Genomic DNA, 19193 nt, shown 5'->3' with positions numbered 1-19193 from the left:
TATCATTTGAATAATATAATGTATCATGTTAAATTAACCATTGTAAGCGCTATAAAAATACTTTTAGGAGGAATCACAATGAAAAAAACAATGCTCAAAGCAGTCCTAACACTTGGTTTATTAGCTGGAGGTTTATCTCTTTCAACCACAGTCACACATGCTCATGGATATGTTTCATCCCCAGGAAGCCGCGCATACTTCGGTAGTACTCAAGGTGGAAAAATAAATAAAAATGTTGGTCGTGCTGAATGGGAGCCTCAAAGCATTGAAGCAACTAAAAATACGTTCACTCCAGGAAAATTAGCCAGTGCAGGGGTTAGCGGGTTTGATCCATTAGATGTTCAGACTGCTGATCGTTGGTATAAATCTGATATTACAACAGGCCCTCTTGCAATCAATTGGACTTTAACTGCCCGTCACAGAACATCTACATGGGATTACTATATGACAAAACAAGGTTGGAATCCAAATCAACCTTTAGATATCAAAAACTTTGACTTAATTGGTCAAGTTGATGACAAAGCGACTGTTCCTGAAGCATCTGTAAAACATACGATTACTGTCCCTAGTGACCGTAAAGGATATCATGTGATCTATGCTGTTTGGAATGTTTACGATACTACGAACGCTTTTTATCAAGCTATTGATGTAAACGTAAAATAATTAACATACGAAACTAAAAGGAGTAGTGCACATGAAATTCAAACAATTTATCCCTGCCTTTCTATTAGTCTCAGGTATCGCCGTTGCTAGTTTGTATACAGCAACACCTGCACTAGCATCAGATTCTGCTAGTGAAATGGTCAGTGTAACAAATAAAAAAGTACTAGTCGGCTATTGGCATAACTGGGCTTCTAAGGGTAAAGATGGCTATAAACAAGGGACTTCCGCAAACATTTCTTTAGCAGAAGTAAACAAAGCATATAATGTGGTTCCCGTATCATTCATGAAAAGTGACGGTGTCAGCCGCATTCCAACATTCGCCCCCTATAACAAAACAGATGCTGCTTTTAGACAAGACGTCGCAACACTCAACAGTCAAGGTCGTGCAGTTTTACTTGCACTTGGCGGTGCGGATGCTCATATCCAATTAAAAACGGGTGATGAACAAGCCTTTGCTGATGAAATCATTCGACAAGTAGAAACGTATGGTTTTGATGGACTGGATATTGATTTAGAGCAGTCAGCAATTACAGCAGGCGATAACCAAACCGTTATCCCAGCTGCTTTGAAAAAAGTCAAAGAGCATTACAGAGCACAAGGTAAAAATTTCATCATCACAATGGCACCAGAATTTCCTTACCTAAAACCAGGTGGCGCCTATGAAAAATACATTACTTCTTTAGAAGGTTTCTACGACTATATTGCGCCGCAATTGTATAATCAAGGCGGAGATGGTGTTTGGGTAGATGAAATCAATAAATGGATTCCACAAAGTAACGATGCGTTGAAATACGAGTTCCTCTATTATATGTCTGATTCAATGATTCATGGTACACGGACATTCTTGAAAATTCCAAATGACAAGCTTGTTTTAGGCCTTCCTGCGAATGTTGACGGTGCTGGCAGCGGTTATGTGATCGATCCAACGGCTGTATACAAAGCACTCGATCAGTTAGCTAAAGATGGTAATCCAATCAAAGGATTGATGACTTGGTCTGCCAATTGGGACGTCGGTACAAACGTAAATGGTGTATCTTACAATAATGAATTTGCTACAAGATATGCTCGAATTTTACAATAAGTGACAAAAAAGGAGACTGGATAAAACTCTATGAGTTATTTTCAGTCTCCTTTTTTCTATTTATTTTCTCCGCTACGAACTAATACTTTATCGCTTGCCGATAAATCAGCGGTCTTTTTCGTTCGGTACACACCAGCTTTTCTTAAATGATGGTAAATCGTTGATGTAGCAATACCACAACGTTTGGAAATGTCTTCTGTCGACATAGTGGTATTGTGATATAGTTCAAGTGCCTCATTGACTTGATTGACAAGTGGCGGACGACCTAGGATAACACCATTCTTTTTAGCCGCACTCAGTCCTGCTAATACGCGCTCGCGAATCAATTCTGCTTCCATTTCAGCGAATGCGCCCATGATCGTAAAAAAGAACCGTCCCATTGGTGTTGAGGTATCTATATTATTTTCAATACTGACAAAATGAATGTTTCGTCGATCGAATTCTTCTAATAAACCTAAAAGTTGTTTCGTTCCTCTAGCTAATCGATCTAGTTTAAAAATAACAAACGTGTCACCTGATTCCAATGTCGTTAAAGCTTTATTCAACTCATTGCGAAAACATTTACGCCCGCTTTCATATTCCTTGAAAATTATATCAACACCATAATCCTTCAATGCCTGTTGTTGCGAATCAAATTTTTGATAATGTGTGCTGACACGCATATAACCAATAACTGTCATTTTATCCTCTCCTCCACTCTCCAGATATCCCGGCCAAAGCTTTTATGTGATGTTCATTGGATCAAAATAGATCGAGTGATAATACCCTTCTAAAGCCAACAACTCTTGATGCGTTCCTTCTTCAACGATTCTTCCTTGATCCATAACTAAAATCCTGTCGAAATGTTTGATCGTATTTAAACGATGGGCCACAATGATACACGTAAAATCATAGGTCTTTAACCGATTCATAATAAAGTTTTCTGAAATATTATCTAATGAACTCGTCGGTTCATCCATCAGTAATAAACTTGTTTCTTTTACTAATGCCCGAGCGATAGAAATTCGCTGCATTTGACCACCTGATAAATTCATTCCACCTTCTGAAATTTGTGTTTCTAAACCCAAAGGCAAATTCATGATGATTTCATCTACTCTTGAATCAAAAATTGCTTGTTCCACTCGTTCATCCTTCGCTTCTCCCTGATTCAACACAATATTATCGTACAAAGAAGCATTAAAAATCGTCGGTTTTTGATTAACAATACTGATACAGTCTTTTAATGAAGCATCATCGATTTGTTTTAAATCGATATCATTGAATTTAATCTGACCTGAAGACGTATCGTACAAACCTGCCAACAACTTCAATAATGTGCTTTTTCCTGAACCACTTTTCCCAACAATTGCTACTTTATCTCCGAGCTCTATTTTGAAGGAAACAGAATGTAAGATGTCTTCTTCAAAGTAACTGTATTTAAACGAAACATCTTCAACGCTCACCGAATCGATTGCGGTTATTGTTTCCCCTTCAATTGCTAAACGAGGATTGTCTTTTGCTTCTAAAATCTCATTTAACTTACCAAAATAAGAACGTAAAAGTAAGAACTCTGTATAAGAATCAAAAACTGTAACAATGGGTGCAATGAATGCTCCTGACAATGCATTGAAGCTGATCAATTCTCCTATTGTCAATTGACCTTTCGTTACTTGGAATAGTCCAACATAAATCAATACAATTGGCAAAATAAATTGGATAGAGGTTTGGATGGTTCTAACCCAAGTAGAAAAACGATTTTTCTCCGCCCGCAGCATAATTTGATTTTTGAATTCATTACGCCATTTTGTATAGAATTGGTTTTCAGAGCCGGATGATTTAACAGTTTCCATCCCTTCAAATAATTCTACTAGTATCCGCTGTACTTTAGATTGAGCAATCAGTTCTTTATTCGTAATGCTTTGGACTCGTCTAGAATTGACGACTGAAATTGCGCCCATCATGAAGGCACCAAAAATCGCAATCAACGTCAAGTTCAATGATAACTTGACCATTAAAATCAAATAGATAAACACAAATAGGAAATCAACCGAAATTGTGAGCATCCGTTGACTCATGATTTGCTGAATGATCACACTCAGATTGGCACGAAAAATCAAATCCCCAGTTGAACGATTAACAAAAAATCGCAATGGTAAATGAATGATTTTCTTCATAAATGCTTTCATCAGAGTTAAATCAAATAGGTTTTCTAATACGATCAAAACTAAGCCTCTAGCAACTTGCAGTAGATAATACGCAATAAAGAGAATCGCGATTATTGTACCGATTTGAACAATATTAGAGACAGCGACATTAGAATTATCGATGATTGTTTGTGTTAATCTTGGAATTGCGATCGTCACCATTTGAATCAAAAGCGTTAAAACGATAAACAGTGCAACTTTAGCTTTTTGATCATTAAAAATATCTTTTAAAATAAGCCATGTCGCATTTTTTTGCTTCTTCCGTTGTGTGACCGTAACGTCGACATCGGTTAGAATCAATGCAATGTTAGAGAAGCTATCTTGAAATTCAGATCGTTTGATTTTTTTTCGTCCGCTTGCTGGATCAAGAATCGTTGCTTCTTTCGCTGTTAGTTTTTCTAACACAACATAATGGCGTTCTTCCCAAAAACAAATCGTCGGTGTTGTTTGTTCCTCTAAAATTTCTAAATCTAGTACTCGAATCGCTTTTGTTTCGATTCCTCGATCCAATAAAATTTGATTTAGATTCGTCAGCGTATTACCGCCTTTTGGAACACCGTAGACATCACGAAGATGGCTTAATGTTACATGATCATCATAATAGTTCAAAACCATCGCTGTACAAGCCAATCCGCATTCACTATGCTCGCTTTGTTCAGTAAATGGTACTTTTTTCGTCAACATGCTTCCCCCCTTATTTCTTTGGTAATTCTAACGTTAATATGTCAGCTGTCTGTTCTGTAGTATGGAACCGTAAAAGCTGATGACCAATACCTGCCAAGCCTGTAAACAATCCATATTTTGGAATTGTCGGTAACCCTTCAAATGTATACTGTTCATTATGGATTTTCTGATTTGCTTTTTCTACTTTCGCTTTGATCTGCTCTTTTTGATGTTTTGTAGCCAATGATGTTTTGCTATATTCAATCAAAAACTCCAAATCGCCAAAGTTTCCATGACATAAACAATCATCTCTTTTCTCTTGCTCGATCAATCGTTGTGCTGCAATTTGAATTTCTTCAGCTAAAAGAGAATCTTCAAAATCACTATTTAGCAAATCTAAATAGGCTAAACCGATTCCAGTTGAACCATAACACCATAAATCGTTGACCATTGGTGGTATTGGTCGAAGATCTAACCAGCCTTTTTGAACAGGATCAAAGGTCGTTCTTTCTTTAACTAAACACTTTTTGATTACCAACATGATTTCAGGATTTTTTTCGATTTTTAACAAACTATTCGCTGCATGGATCACACCAGAATAGCCATGGGCAAAACCGCCTTGGGTGATTTTAGTCAGATCTAAATCTAAAAGTAACTGTTTAGCAAACGTAAAATAAGTTTCTTTACTCGTTATTTGATACAAATGAACAAAAACTTTTATGATCGAAGCCGTACCGCCATTCCAGTCATAACTCTCAATACTTTCTTTGTCATATCTTTCCATATATTTAGTAGCGATCGATTCTGCTGTCTTTAATAATTTAAGATCTTGATTGTAGCGATACGTATAAAGCAATGGATACACAGCAGCAAAAGAACCATAAAACGCCGAAATACTATCCACATAATCGTCTTCAAGTTTCAAGATAAAGGTTTCTGCCAGCTTATACGGTTTTTGGAATTTTTTATCTTTTGTGACATGATACAGTTCACTAAAATACAGATACATTCCTGTAATTCCGTCATAAAAATTTTCGTTCATGACATTTACAATATAATTATCAGGCGATGTTTCTTCAATGTCTTTCCAAGCAATTGAATCTTCACCTAAAAATGCCGCTTCAAGAACTACTTCCCCCACAGCTGCCGCACCATCTAAAAAGTTGATTTGATGTCTCTGCTCCTTCAGTGGAATTATTTTTTCTTGTAGGTCTGTCGAGTGATATAAGCCAAAAGATGTTTTTAAGTAATCTAACTGCTGCTGTTCTTCTGCTTCTGAATAATTCTTCAACCTTAAAACTTCAAGATCAATGGCTTTTTCTTGATACATATTCTGGATGATTTCACCTTGGCTAGCCATTAGATTTTTTGTACTAGTTGGATTAAAGAAAATCGGTACGTCATGTTGCAACATATCCCTTACTTCATAAGGTACTGGTTTTGAGTTAGAATAGCCGTGCATCCATAAATTCTCAAATAATTTCTCCCGTTCAATATAATCGACCATACAGGTAGGATGTGTGGAATAATCCAGCAAATCACCATAGCTTTGAGTAGTTTTGATCACATTACGGACTAGGCAATCTGAAAATATTTTTTCTGCTAAAAATGCTAAAGTCTCTTTGTTTTTTATAGCAAATGCTGAAAATTCCTTAAATCCCGCAATGATTGTTTCGATATAAGGAACAAAATCAACTTTTTCACCATTAAATAAAGGAATATTTTCAGCCGCATCCGTAATATGTTCTTGATACATAAACTGCATATTGACCGAATCAAAATTAACTAATTTCAATACTTTATACGGCAATTTCTGCTCACCGCCGCTTAATGCACTAAGTTGAATTCCTTTGTTTGCACCTTCGATATCAGCTTCAGCTCGTTCTTCAAATAAGTAGATCGGCACGAGACCGCTCATGACCACTGACTCCCCATTTTCCTGCATAACTTTAACGATCGCATTTTCGCTATCTGGCATAGGAAAATGATTTTGAATGATTGTTTCAAGGTCGATCAAAACAGGATATTTCCCATATGCCAACACGTTTTCCAAGTGAAAATCATTACCATTAAGTAAATAAACTAAAGCCACAGTCTGGCCAAATTGGCGATAATAGTCTGTCACTTCATCTTGTGACAAACATTCAGAATAAATCAAACGCTCCTCAAACGTGTACTCATTCTTGATTATTTTCGTAGTTAAATAAAAATCAAATTCTGGTTCCATCTTATTGATTTCTTGAACAAAGCGATCAAAACATTCACCAATCAGTAAATTCTTAGGTTTATAAACAACATCGATTTCATTACTGAATGTTAGAATCGCTACTGATTTTCCTTGATCATGAGAATCTCCTGCACCCATTTTTAAGTTAGTCAGACAAATTGGATTTTCTACTTGGAAGACTTTGTTCAGCTCTGTTTCACTCTCAGTGATGGCTTCCATCAATTCTCGAAAATTAATAAGTTGAAAATCGATTGTTTCTGCGTATAATCTTGTTAAGACTGGATAGTGATCAAAAAATTCAAGCAATTTTTTTTGTGTATCAAAACGTGCTTTTACGTATTGTTGGAACCCTTCTTTTTCATCCATTGACTCTGAAATAGACATCTTCTCTTTTTCCACATGTAGATCGTATACAAAAGTCCGTAAACCTATGTCCATAAAGCGGTTGATCACTTCACCTACAAAATCTGCTGTTGCCGTTTCCTTAACTTGGATGGTAGGGAAATCTGCTACTATTTGCTGTAATTGTTTTTCAAAATAGTCAATATGCAACCGTAGAGCATACGTAAAATTCGCTTTGTTTTCGTCCAAAACATCTTCTACTAAACGATCCTCCTGTGCTAAAATCAACTTCGTCGTTTTTACCCACGATTCATTGTGAATAGCTGCCGAAATATATTCTTTTTCTTCTGATGTCAGCTCTTTTATTGCTAGATCAAAGCCTTCTTCTGTCAACTCTAATGAGTCCAAAATCTCTTTAAAACGTTCATCTGTTACCATCGTAGGACGCTTACGCCACTTTTTATAATTTTCAAGTTTTTCCTCAGAATAAGTCATATGATTTTTTAAATAATATTCTTTTAAAACATCATAACGTTGTCGGATCGATGTTCCTTTTGCCAAATTTTTAAGACTCATGCCAAACTCCTTTTATGTTGTTATTTATGTAAAATTTCTTTGGTTAAAAACAAGTGCTAGACAAATCTCCTCTTAAGAGGAGCTCGTCTAGCAACTTGATTATTTTAGATTACCATCCGCAACATCTTGAAGAGCAGCAGCTATAGCTACATCTTGTAGAGTAACAGCTACTTGATGAAGAAGATGATGATGATGATGACCAGCTGCCCCATCCACCGAAAAAGCTCCCTTGTACTTTATTCATTTCTTCTGATGTTAATTCTTCAAAAGATTTTCCAACTTTTTTTTCAGCTTGTTTGTTCATAATATTTTTTCCTCCTAAATGGTTTTCGATAATAAAATGTGCACCTTTATTATCATCTATTTAAAATAGATTGCTATTGAAACAATCTATTTTAAAACAATTTTTTCGTTCATTGATCCAGCTTAAATCGCCAATCTAATGACAGTGAATTTTTTCGCTTCAATTTTGAAGCTTTTTGGTTTAGTAGTATTGGTATACCCTTTTACAACTGGCTCGATTTCATATTCACCAGGCGGTAAGTAAATACTCATTTGCCCAAATGTATTGGATACAACAGTGGTTTCAAAGGCTGCACCTTTAGTACATGTAATGCTGTATTCCAAGCCTTTTAGCTCTTTTTTTGCATCTTTACTTGAAAGATAAACTAAGGCACGGCCTTGTTCTTGTTTAGGTTTATTATAAAAAGTTGCTTCGGTAATTTCTCCTGCAACGATCGATTTAGTTTGAGTCATTGAGTCGATTTCATAGCCATCTGGCGCTTTTGTTTCAGTGATTGTTACTTCTCCAGCTGGTAAATCAGGGAAGAATAGCTCACCTTGGGTATCTGTAACGCCACTATGAATCGTTCCAGCTGAATCCTTTACTTCAAACTCTGCATTTGGCAAGACAGTATCTGTTTCGAAACCATCTTCATCTTTAGCAAATTTTGTGATTTTCAAAGCACCCAAGTTTTCTTTTTTGATATTCGCATGTCTGACTTCAGCTATTTTTCCTGATTCAACTGCTACTTCATAAAAAGTCGAGTCTTGCTCATAGCCTGGCGGTGCTTCGATTTCGACCACATAATATTTGCCTGGCTCCAGATCATTTAAAAGAATTTCTCCATTAGCGTCTGTTTTGTAAGTACCTACGAGTTGTGTGTTAGTATCGTAGACTTCAAAAACAGCTCCTGCTAAATACACAATTGGGTCGGAGTCCTTCACATATTTAGTGATTTTTAAAGAGCCCGTAACTGGTAGTTCTATTTTTTTATTGACCACATCAATAGAAGCTTTACCATTTGGATCTGTTTTAGATAATGTGACAAATTTTGGTGTTGTATCTAATTCATATCCTTCCGGTGCTTTTGTTTCAATCAATTTATAGATACCATAAGGTAAATCGTTTAATTGACCGATTCCATTGGCATCTGTGGTGATTTTTCCAACCAGCTCATCTGCGGCGTTATAAACATCAAATTCCGCACCAGCTAATATTGCTCCAGCTTCATCTTTTTTCACTACTTCAAGATTTCCAGTTGTTTTTTCTTTTTTATTCACAACCGTTACGCTGATCACACCGTTTGGATCATCTTTAGAAATTTTGATTGTTTTCGGTGTCTCATCTAATTCATAGCCTGTTGGCGCTTTTGTTTCGACTAGTCTATAGGTACCAAATGGTACGTCTTTCAATACGCCGATTCCATCGGCACCTGTTGTAATTTTCCCAACAACTTTGTTCTTTGCATCACGAACTTCAAATTCTGCTCCAGCTAATAATGCTCCAGCTTCATCTTTTTTCACTACTTCAAGATTTCCAGTTGTTTTTCCTTTTTTATTCACAACTGTTACGCTGATCACACCATTCGGATCATCTTTAGAAATTTTGATTGTTTTCGGTGTTCCATCTAATTCATAGCCTGCTGGGGCTTTTGTTTCGATTAGTTTATAGGTACCAAATGGTAAATCTTTCAATACGCCGATTCCATTGGTATCTGTAGTGATTTTCCCAACAACTTTGTCGTTTGCGTCACGAACTTCGAATTCCGCACCAGCTAATACTGCTCCAGCTTCATCTTTTTTCACTACTTCAAGATTTCCAGTTGTTTTTTCTTTTTTATTCACAACCGTTACGCTGATCACACCATTTGGATCATCTTTAGAAATTTTGATTGTTTTCGGTGTTCCATCTAATTCATAGCCTGCTGGGGCTTTTGTTTCGATTAGTTTATAGGTACCAAATGGTAAGTCTTTCAATACGCCGATTCCATTGGTACCTGTTGTAATTTTTCCAACAAGTTTATTCTTTGCATCACGAACTTCGAATTCTGCTCCGGCTAATAACTTGCCTTTTTCATCTTTTTTGATGACATTAAGCGCACCTGTTGTGATTTTTTTCTTGTTTATTACGGTAATACTTACCTTACCCTTTGGATCAGTTTTAGAGACTGTAACATATTTAGTTGTCGAATCTAATTCGTAGCCATCTGGCGCCTTCATTTCGACCACTGCATAATTGCCATAAGGTAAGTCTTTTAATACCGCTATTCCATTAGCATTCGTTTGCACTTGTCCAACTATCGCCAGATTACTATTAAAAACGATAAATTCTGCTCCAGCTAAAGCTTTCCCTGCTTCATCTTTTTTAATTATTTCGAGTTCACCTGTTGCGATTTCTTTTTTATTCATTATATTGATGCTACCCACTCCGCTTGGTGAGGTTGCAGAAATAGTAACATATTTCGGTGTTGAATCTAATTCATAGCCATTTGGTGCTTTCACTTCAATCAACTTATATGTTCCATAAGGAAGATTTCCCAAAGTTGCTATTCCATTAGCATTAGTCGTGATTCTTCCCATATATTGATTATTTGCGTTATAAACATCAAAAACAGCACCTGCTAAAACTTGCTTATTTTCATTGGTTTTAATGACTTTTAGGCTTCCTTTTTGAACTGGTAGTGGCTTATTACATTTCGTTAAACAGACAATTTGTCCGGCCCAAAGGAGGCTAAAACGAACCTCACTTGTTTCTATTTGGTAGCCAGAAGGTGCTTTTGTTTCACGTATAGAATAATTACCTAGACGCAATGACCTTGTTTCGGCGATACCTTTGTAGTTTGTTTCAATCACTTGAACAGGTCGGTTCCAGCTGTCATAAATTGTAAACTGCGCACCTGATAATCTCGCATTAGTGCGTTCATCATACTTTAATACTTGAACGCCACCACAAAATACTGGGGTGAAAAATCGAGATGTTGCATTCTCGCGTCCTAAAAGACTATTTTCTGTATTTGATATGTAATCATTTGTAAACATAGCTACTGTCTGGCTGTTTACAGTTGACCCTGTTGACCACGATCCGTTAATTTGAGTTGCTTCAGCTTGCTTCCCATCTAGGGAAACCATCGCTAATAAAATTAAAACGAATGAAAAAAATAAATAGCTGATTTTCTGTTTCATAAAATAAAGCTCTCCTAACAATTTAAATTTTTGACGCTTCTGAATACTAATTTTAGTAGGTAATAAACCAAATAAATAATTGAATCATGTTACTCAACTCCTTTCTGCATTTCAAATTAATTTTAAATTAATCATGAATTTATTTTGTCATCTGATAGTTATTTAATGTTTTTGCTATAATAACATAAGCATTGCAAATTTTTTCACTAGGTAAAGTATTTTATACCGAAAGAGAGGAGCATTATTTTGAAAGATTATGGAACATTATTAAAGAAAATTAGGCAAGAAAAAGGTCTTAGTCAAAAAGATATCTATGAGGGCATCATGACACGGCAAACCTATTATTTGATTGAAACAAATGCTAATATGCCATCCTTTGACAAATTTTTAATTATTCTGGAAAAACTTTTTATTTCTGTAGATGAATTTCTATTTTTACTGGACCCTGAATCTTTTCCAACTGAAAACCATTTGTACCATCAATTGAGCCAAGCAGTTTTTAAAAAAGACACGGAAAGCCTATCGTTGCTTACAGAAAGGTCTAAACAGCTGTATACAACTACAAACAATAAAAAATACGCTCACCTAAATTTAATTTCACAAGCAATGTTTTATTTAAACTCTGAGCAAATAACGTTTAATACCATTGGCCCATTGAAAAGTTTAATGCTTCCTATCAAACAATATTTGATAGGGATCGACAAATGGTATCTCTATGAATTGAAACTGTTGAATAATTCCTTATACTGTTTTGAGCTCTCCGAAGCAATCGCTTTAGGAACCTTGGTTGGGGAAAAAATCGATACGTTAGGCACTCTAGAACAACATCAAGACATCAAGCTACGCATCTATCTCAATCTTTCGTGTTTATGTTTAGATTGCCAAGATTATGAAAATACTATACTTTTTTCAAAATTGGCAAAAGAAAATGCTCAAACGAATTACCGGCTATTTGAAGCGATCATTGCCAGCTTAAATTACGAGATTGCCCAAGCAAGGATCAAAAAACAACCGGCTAATTCAAATATTACAGACTACCTTACTATTTTAGAAACATTAGACTACCAAGCAACGGTAAAAGAATACAAACAAAATCTTAAAAAAAACAACATTTATTGAGAATTATTGTTTTTTTAAATTAAAACGACGAACCAAATTTGTTCACTTTGTAATCCCAACTATATGGTCTAGGTGAAATAAAGAGTTCTTCATTACTATCTTCCCCAAAATTTGGTATGATGAACATCGTTACCCAATACTCATTATCTTTTTGATAATCTAAAATAGCTTCATTATTCTTGACTAAAGCTGAAGTGTTACTAGAGAGATGCGTTATGTTTAGATCCAAATTTGTCGTGGTTGCGATATAAGCAAAAAATGTATAATATTCCGGAATCAGATCCTTGATTTTAAGTTGTTCTTGCTGTTTCGCTAATGTGATTTCATATTTTGTAAAGAGTTCTTGGGATATCTCAGTTGCTGAATCCTTAGTCGTACTTGCAGAAATTAAATTTAGCTTTTGCTGTGTTTCATTGATCACAGATTGGTAAAATCCTTTTGATGGAATGACTAACTCTGAATTTGGTTTAAGCACACTTTGTCGGATGTTCAAAACAACTGTTTTCTTTTCTGGAATTTTCTTATTTGTAACAATGATTTGTTGATGGGCGTAGGCATCTACATTGGGTGCGAATTTAAAGCTACTTTTTCCCCCAGTAGTCGCCGCTAAACCATTGATGTTGATTGTTGTTTCATACTCTTGATTGGCTTTTAATACTTCTTCTACTGTGTAATTCTGATCGGCTTTCCATGGATGGACTATTTTTTTGACCTCATTTGAGTAAAGGGAGAAGCGATCATTTGCTGTGTATTGATCTTTACCATAGTTAAAATCAAACAATTCCGTTCGATCATCTATTTCTTCACCTTTTTCATCGTGTAACTTTTTTTGCAAACTAACGATGATCGGTTTGACTTTAGGTACAACGAATTCGGTTTGCTCGATCTCATCGCTATAGTCCTTATAAACGATCGTCGTTTTACCATTTGTTGCGGCTAGGCCGTTGGAATCAATGATATTTGGCTTTAAGATGTCGTTCACAGCATTGATTCGATACTTTATCTCAGCAAACATAACATCTTCATCAGGATCACTAGAAACGGGTGTCTTGAGTGTTCCGACATTCCAATTAATCGTTGGTCGGCCAATGACTTCTTTAATCTCAGTGGTCCCTTGACTGGCGTTGACATCCCCCTCCATTTCAAAACCTAGTCCCATAGGATCGACAACAAATGCTGATTTGATTGCCCCCACGATTTCTCCGGCAATACTACTAAGAATATCTTCTAAATTATCTGCTGTTGCAGAAAAACTTTTATCTTCAGAAGTAGCAATCTCTTTCATTGTTTGATTTCCTCTGACAACTTCATCATCTTGAGAGGTGGAATCCATATCCACACCGATCGTATAAAAATCGGTCACTACATACTCACCATTCGACATTTTTTCGTTTTTTGTAATCGTGGCTTCAGCAATTGCACTGTGCGCATGATTAGCCATTAATCGATTTTTGGAATTTGTCGGCATTTGTTCATACTCAGGAGCAAATGCACCGTTCCGATATCTCACACCATTTCCATAGGTTTTGTTATAATTGAATTTTTCTTTTGGAATTGTTTTAACACTTTCGTAATAGGTATAGTCATCTTGTTTGTAATTAAATTTATCCATACCAATCAACTGATTATATGGTTCAGTAGGTGGGTAGCTATAAGTTGGAACACCATCTGATATCAGCACAACATTTCGTTTTTTCCCCTTAGCTTTTGCCATAACTTCAGTTGCAGATTTAATGCCGGCTTGAGTAAATGTTCCACCATTCACAACTGGTTCTAATTCTTTTATTTTATCGATCAATAACCCTTTATGTTTAGAGTCAACAAATTGTTTGCTCCAACCACTTTCATTAAATGTATAATTTGTAACTTCTGAGCTATAAGTGATAAGCGCAATTCTATTCTCGTAATCTTTATGTAAAACTAGATTTACGAACTTTTCAGCAGCAGTCTTTGCTTTGATCATGCGATCATTGTCTTTCATACTTCCTGATGTATCGATGATCAAAACGATATCTGTCGGTGGTGGCGGAAATTGATTACGACCTTCGATACGAAGCGTGATATCCCATTGATTGACCATCCCAGCTACCGGCTCAGCTGTTTTACTTAATTCTATTTGTCCTGGCTGCAACTCTGTTTTTTTAGCGGCTTTAATGGGAGCATTCGTATACGACAATGAGGATTGTGCCACATAAATTGAACCGATCAAGCAAACAATCAGCATGAACCATTTCAAAGAAATCAATTGACCTTTTTTTCTTTTTTTCAAAGCGGCGCCCTCTTTCCTGTCCTTAGAATTTTAATTCTACTCATTGATGGTTTGATTTTTTAATTGATCATCTATCTCTAAACTTGGATTAATGGTCGGTGTTTCCCCACCCCACCAAGCATCTCTATAAGCAAATTTTGTTGTGCTGATTCCTTCTGCCTTGACTTCAAACGTTAATATGACTCCTGCATAGTCTTCGGTGATATTGGCTTGATTCATTTTCACTTTGGTAAATAAGTTTGTTGTACTTTCACCTTTTGTTAGTTTCTTTTTATAGTAAAAATAGCCATCTTCACCATCGATCCAGTCATTTAAATTGTAATCAATACTTAAGATAGGAGCTGGTCCATCAATGGTTGCTGGTAATAGTGTGATTGAACCATTCGCTTGCTTTTTTGTAAGGACAGGTAGTGCCAAGACGCGTACAAAACTTTCCTGTTCGCCAGTATTTTTTATAGATACTTTTTTTAAATACTCTTTTTCAGGTTCAAATGTCATTGGTGGATCAAACTCCTCTTCTATTGAAGTTTGAAAGTCGCCAAGCCTAAATTCATTCTGCTTTTGATCACTATCCGTTAAGGCGGCATAGGTTTGATATAGTCCAAAGGAAAGACTGACAAGCATCACTAAAAAGCCTGTAAATAAAAAGAGCTGTTTAACGCTTGGATACTTTTTTGATGTCTGCTTTTTTTTCACGCTCTATCCACTCCTTTTAGTCACTTAAACGATCATGATACATGTTGTATATCTCTCCTGAGGTACCGATATCCCATGTACTTAAAAGTCCTTTTGTTCCGTCATGTGCATCCATTACAGGGTTTAATTGATAGAGAGAACTTTTAAATTTGTTGGGTGCATTGGAACTTAATCGAACATTATTCAATACGGCCGCACTTACTTCATTAGGCTGAAGCAACTCAGAATAGTGAAAATATCCGTCTTTATATAACCAATACTCTTTCGTTCCACTCGGAGGTGTTGAATCATAAACATTATCGGGAAAGGTCAATTGAAACCAACGTAACTCAGTTTTATCTCTGGCACTATCATTGAACTTATACATTTCAGTTTCTGTAAGCTGGCTCGGAACGATCGCTTTTGCAGCAATAAGATTTTTACCTTCATGTAAATAAGTACCTCCAGCATTAGCCGCTGGCCGCCATGATTCTGTGTTCTTTTGATCAACGGTTGGCGACACCTCTTTAGGAGAAATTGATAAATTACCATTGCCGGTTTGATCCGTGGTATCTATTTTGAATGTTAATAAGTATTCATATAAACTGATTCGAACAAATGCTGGAATATTACCAGTGTTTTTGACTTGAATAATTTTTTTTGTTGTTAAACCAGGTTGCCATTCAAACTCAGGTTCAAATTCTTCTACGATTTCGGCTGACAGTCTTGTTCCAACAAAATGATTGACCTCACTATCCGCTGAGACGAACCAAGCATATGTACTTCCTAGAACCATCAAACCAGAAAAGAGAAATGTGCAGACTGAAATAATCAATTTAGTGTTTATTTTCGCTTGTTTCTTTTTTCTTCGTTTGTTTCTTTTGACAGAATTTTGTTTATTCTTTTTCACACTACTCCGCCTCCTATCATTTGATCGTTCTAAGAAATCCACTTCCTACTTTCATACTGCTAATGTGTTCGTTTCTTTTTACGAGGTTTTCTTTCCTGTTTTTTGTGTTTAACTATCAATAAAGTAATTAATATCAAGAACAAGCCTATACACGAAAAAATCAACGCATTGCGCCACTCTTCTCCTGTATTTGGCAATCTTAGCTTGCTTATTAGTTTTTCTATAAAGGGTTTCTCTGGTTGATCTGGATCTGAGGTATCAGGTAAAGTCGTTTTTATGGCTTTAAAGTACCAAATATTCTCCACAATATTCTTTTCAAAAAAATCTCTGTTGGTATACGATTTCCCATCCAATTCAAAGTGCGCTTCCAGCATTTTTGTATCGCCGGCTTTAAATGTACCAAGATTTAATGGAGTTGATTGGTCTTGGAGGTTTAACATTTTATTTACGCCGGATAAGGGGCCTTTATAGACTTCTTTGTCATCGTAGATCAATGTCATCTGAATCGCTTTGGACAAGTCTAATGAGCCTTTGACTATTGTCGGTTTGCTTATGTTCATTGTTAAGAGATAGGGGATGTCTTTTTCAATATTGATGATTGTGATTTTTGTGGACCATTTTTTCCCTGGTGCTACATCCTGAATCTCAACGAGATATTGACCGTCATTTTTTATTTTGATGCCTTGATCATCACCAGCAACTATTCCAGGAGGAAGATTGGACTCAGAACTTACTTCAATAGGTTTTAAAGCAAGTGACAGACTGATGAGCAAAAATAGCCATACCAACAACCACTGTTCTCCTCTGTCTCTTCTTTTCATCCTTTTCCCTCCTCAAAATAGGTAGCTGTTTTTAAATTATTTAGCAGGTACTAATGCTTTTAGCGCAGTTGCTAAAGAATCGTTGACACCAGCTGGTAACCAACCATCTACAGCATCTTTATAGGCTGCAACGCCCTCACCTTTTACGGTTAGGTCATAGCTCAATTTGCTGTATTCATTTCCTGCTGTACCTAGTAATTTGACTGCATCCATCAATTGTGTTGTATTAGCACCTGGATTTAGTACGCTAGTATAGTAGAAATATCCATCGGCTGCATTGAAATACCATTTGTCTGCAACAGTTGGATCTGTTGTGATATTGTTGAATGAAATTTGGATGTTGTCTGATCCTGTCGCTGCAGGTGCATTCCAAATCAACGTACCATCTGCAGTGAATGTTGGCGCATAAATAGGCGCTTGCGTCCATTCCTTTTCTTCAGCATCTTTGTATTCTAGTGATACGTAGCTAAGTGCAGGTGTTCCAGATTTTACGCTGATTTGATTTGTCGCATTACGAACAAATCCATCAATGCCGCTTGCATAGTATAAAGAGCCGCCTTTTTCAAAAGCGTAACGATAGGTGTACGTTGTTTTTGTTCCAACGGTTTCAGATTTTTCTTTGACTTTCAATGTGTAAGTTCCTGCGAAATCGCCGGCAGCTATAGTGATTTTTGGTGCACCAGTGCTGTCAAACTTAGAATCTGTGAAGCCAGTTGGAGCCTCTGTACCTTGCAACACATAAACTTCTTTCTTTGTTTTCCCTTCAATTTCAGCACCTGTTGTTGGTTTTGCTTGATGGTCTTTCAAAAGTTTCAGCGACTCTGCTAAAGAGACACGAGTCAAGGTTTTATATTCACCTATATTTTGAATTGCTACATCCTTGTTTACTTCTGAACCTGGATCCCATTCGGTCGGCGGCTCAAACGTTTCCACCACTTCAATGTCTTTTCCTGTTGCAATCTGTCCCTCAAAGTGGTTGGTTTTTTGGGCTTCACTGGTAAACCATGCGAATGTTGCTACCGCTATTGCAGCAAGTGCAAAAACACTCGCCAACGCAAGGATTTTTTTCTTTCTGTTTTTATTCATTTTTCAAGTTCCTCCCCATTTTTTTATTATTAACTTTTTAATAATGGTGACAGAATCGTCTTTTTCCCTTTATTAAAAAAGTAAATACCTTTTATTTATTTAAAATGTAGTATCTGATGATTGTTATAAAGCCAAAAACCGAGATCAAAAAAATAATTGATACGAACGGGTTTTCACGGACAAAGCTTAGAAATGCACCTATTTTTGGAATCACTATGATTTTTTTCCCAATCACTTGTTTTTCATTAACTGGGACATCTTCCGCTAAGTTAGCATCCCCTTGCGTGATATAGTAGGTACCTTTTGTCTCACCTAAGTGGTCTAACTTTTCTTTCACTCTATGAGTCAAAAATGCTTGGCTTTTGATACTTGGTCGAAATGTGATAATATCGCCCACTTCAGCCTCATTACCTGCAATATTTTTTATAATGATCACATCCCCAGAATGAAATCCTCCTTTTTGTTTTTCAGGATCTCTAGGTACCATTGAGTCCGTTAGCACACCTAAGAATCGATGGCCTAAAACGCTCTTATCCGCATTTTTGGTAGTTGCAAAAATAATTGATCCTATCACCACAAACAAAATAAAGCCATAAAAAATAACGTTAAATAATAGTGTATAAACAGTTTTTTTGGGCTTATGATGAGCGATACTTTTCTTTCTTTTAGAAATAGGAACCTGCTTTTTTTTATTTTTCCTAGCTTGTGGTTTCTTATTTACTGATTTGGCTGTTGGTTTTGAATGATTCGAGCTTTTTTTTCCATTTACTGCTTGCTTTGCTGATGATTTCGCAGTTCTTTTTCTTTTATTCGGTTGTTGTTTCATGTTTCGCTCTTCTCTCATTTTTCTAAACCCTCACTTTGCCTTGTACTTCCAAAAACAATGATTCCCCATTTAACAATCAAAAAAATCAACTAGTATAAGCTCAATAAAAAAGGCTTCTCACTAGTGAATTGAAGTCATTTGAGGAGTCCAAAAAACTAATGATATTGAGAAAATCAACTAAAACGCAAAAAAGAAATACGTTTGAATGAGTAAATCCCTTCATAGCGTATTTCTAAACTGTTTCCTCTAAAAAAAATCGCAGGCGTTTCAGCTCTATAAAAAACATT

General features: G+C 36.1%; 14 protein-coding genes. 3 read left to right on the top strand and 11 right to left on the bottom strand.

Annotation, left to right across the window (positions count from 1 at the left end; genetic code table 11):
• Nucleotides 1-78: 78 nt before the first annotated feature.
• Complete coding sequence (locus IGL98_RS03765) at nucleotides 79-663, top strand: lytic polysaccharide monooxygenase (RefSeq protein WP_069645670.1); 585 nt, start codon at nucleotides 79-81, stop codon at nucleotides 661-663.
• Nucleotides 664-694: 31 nt separating this feature from the next.
• On the top strand, nucleotides 695-1744 hold the full coding sequence (locus tag IGL98_RS03760) for a chitinase (RefSeq protein ID WP_206845142.1): 1050 nt from the start codon (nucleotides 695-697) through the stop codon (nucleotides 1742-1744).
• A gap of 56 nt (nucleotides 1745-1800) precedes the next feature.
• Here the strand turns inward: IGL98_RS03760 and IGL98_RS03755 are convergent, their stop codons facing one another.
• The 5 genes from IGL98_RS03755 to IGL98_RS03735 form a co-directional block, all read right to left on the bottom strand.
• Nucleotides 1801-2424, bottom strand: coding sequence for a recombinase family protein (locus IGL98_RS03755; RefSeq protein ID WP_206845152.1), 624 nt, complete (start codon nucleotides 2422-2424; stop codon nucleotides 1801-1803).
• Nucleotides 2425-2466: 42 nt separating this feature from the next.
• Nucleotides 2467-4611, bottom strand: coding sequence for a peptidase domain-containing ABC transporter (locus IGL98_RS03750; RefSeq protein ID WP_242590294.1), 2145 nt, complete (start codon nucleotides 4609-4611; stop codon nucleotides 2467-2469).
• A 10-nt stretch (nucleotides 4612-4621) separates the two neighbouring features.
• On the bottom strand, nucleotides 4622-7735 hold the full coding sequence (gene lanM / locus IGL98_RS03745) for a type 2 lanthipeptide synthetase LanM (RefSeq protein WP_206913080.1): 3114 nt from the start codon (nucleotides 7733-7735) through the stop codon (nucleotides 4622-4624).
• Between the two features lie 109 nt (nucleotides 7736-7844).
• Nucleotides 7845-8039: a mersacidin family lantibiotic gene (locus tag IGL98_RS03740; protein WP_206845177.1), complete on the bottom strand. Its 195-nt coding sequence runs from the start codon at nucleotides 8037-8039 to the stop codon at nucleotides 7845-7847.
• A gap of 122 nt (nucleotides 8040-8161) precedes the next feature.
• The gene (locus IGL98_RS03735; RefSeq protein WP_206913072.1) at nucleotides 8162-11200 is read right to left on the bottom strand and encodes a SpaA isopeptide-forming pilin-related protein; all 3039 of its coding nucleotides are present in this window, start codon (nucleotides 11198-11200) and stop codon (nucleotides 8162-8164) included.
• Between the two features lie 246 nt (nucleotides 11201-11446).
• Here IGL98_RS03735 and IGL98_RS03730 point away from each other — a divergent pair, with 246 nt between their 5' ends.
• Complete coding sequence (locus IGL98_RS03730; RefSeq protein ID WP_206913071.1) at nucleotides 11447-12319, top strand: helix-turn-helix domain-containing protein; 873 nt, start codon at nucleotides 11447-11449, stop codon at nucleotides 12317-12319.
• Nucleotides 12320-12338: 19 nt separating this feature from the next.
• Here the strand turns inward: IGL98_RS03730 and IGL98_RS03725 are convergent, their stop codons facing one another.
• The 6 genes from IGL98_RS03725 to IGL98_RS03700 form a co-directional block, all read right to left on the bottom strand.
• On the bottom strand, nucleotides 12339-14588 hold the full coding sequence (locus tag IGL98_RS03725; RefSeq protein WP_206913068.1) for a vWA domain-containing protein: 2250 nt from the start codon (nucleotides 14586-14588) through the stop codon (nucleotides 12339-12341).
• A gap of 36 nt (nucleotides 14589-14624) precedes the next feature.
• Nucleotides 14625-15284, bottom strand: a complete 660-nt coding sequence (locus IGL98_RS03720; RefSeq protein ID WP_206913065.1) for a hypothetical protein — start codon at nucleotides 15282-15284, stop codon at nucleotides 14625-14627.
• Nucleotides 15285-15300: 16 nt separating this feature from the next.
• Nucleotides 15301-16173 (bottom strand): BsaA family SipW-dependent biofilm matrix protein, encoded by an 873-nt coding sequence (locus tag IGL98_RS03715; RefSeq protein ID WP_206845191.1) that lies wholly within the window; start codon nucleotides 16171-16173, stop codon nucleotides 15301-15303.
• A 59-nt stretch (nucleotides 16174-16232) separates the two neighbouring features.
• Nucleotides 16233-16994, bottom strand: coding sequence for a hypothetical protein (locus IGL98_RS03710; protein ID WP_206913063.1), 762 nt, complete (start codon nucleotides 16992-16994; stop codon nucleotides 16233-16235).
• A 36-nt stretch (nucleotides 16995-17030) separates the two neighbouring features.
• On the bottom strand, nucleotides 17031-18080 hold the full coding sequence (locus IGL98_RS03705) for a BsaA family SipW-dependent biofilm matrix protein (protein ID WP_206845208.1): 1050 nt from the start codon (nucleotides 18078-18080) through the stop codon (nucleotides 17031-17033).
• A gap of 91 nt (nucleotides 18081-18171) precedes the next feature.
• Nucleotides 18172-18924, bottom strand: coding sequence for a signal peptidase I (locus IGL98_RS03700; RefSeq protein ID WP_206913062.1), 753 nt, complete (start codon nucleotides 18922-18924; stop codon nucleotides 18172-18174).
• Nucleotides 18925-19193 lie beyond the last annotated feature (269 nt).

It is taken from the genome of Enterococcus sp. DIV0840 (assembly GCF_050527835.1).
Taxonomy (GTDB): Bacteria; Bacillota; Bacilli; order Lactobacillales; family Enterococcaceae; genus Enterococcus_L; species Enterococcus_L ureasiticus.
Note: the sequence above shows the minus strand (reverse complement) of the source record. Positions and strands in the feature narration are given on the sequence as shown.